This window comes from Asaia sp. W19, assembly GCF_003994335.1.
Taxonomy (GTDB): domain Bacteria; phylum Pseudomonadota; class Alphaproteobacteria; order Acetobacterales; family Acetobacteraceae; genus Asaia.
The window spans coordinates 1-588 of record NZ_PNQZ01000002.1 but is presented as its reverse complement, the minus strand read 5'-3'; the positions used below and the strand labels follow the sequence as shown (position 1 = coordinate 588).

At 64.5% G+C, this 588-nt stretch carries 1 protein-coding gene; it reads left to right on the top strand.

The window, feature by feature from the left end; all coding sequences use genetic code 11:
* On the top strand, nt 1-588 hold a 588-nt coding region (locus C0V97_RS00770), incomplete at both ends, for a lytic transglycosylase domain-containing protein (RefSeq protein WP_148114909.1).

Sequence of the window (588 nt, the reverse complement as noted above, 5' to 3'; positions counted from 1 at the left end):
GGGGGGCGCCGCTGCGGTATCGAAAAGCATCGACACCATCGGCGCGGGGCTCGGCGCGAGTAACGATGTGCTTGCGCTCGCCCATCGCATTCAGCCGATGGAAAGCGCAGCCGGGCAATACGATGCCCAGGGCCAGGTCGTGCAGTCTTCTGCGGGCGCGCTGGGGGCGATGCAGGTCATGCCCGGGAGTGCCAATGGCAATGATTTGCGCACCACCTCGGGCAATGTCACGGCGGGCGTGCAGCTGCTCATGCGGCTTTACAGCAAGTATGACGGCAATCAGGCGCTCGTCGCCATGGCCTATAATTGGGGCGAGGGCAATGTCGATCAGTATCTGTCCGGCAAGGTTGCCAGCCCCCCGAAGAGCGTTGCGGAGTACGCACAGAAGGCAACAGGGGGCGACGTCTACGGCACCCAGGCGCTCGCCGCACGCCAGAACCGTGTCGATGACCAGCTGCGCGGCAGTGATGGCAGTATCGCTGCCCAGATCCGCGAGCGTGAGCAGGCAATCACCGCCCTGACCACGGCCCAGAAGGCCCTGAATGACCTGCATAGCGCGGGCAAGGTGTCGGATGCGGATTATGCCAC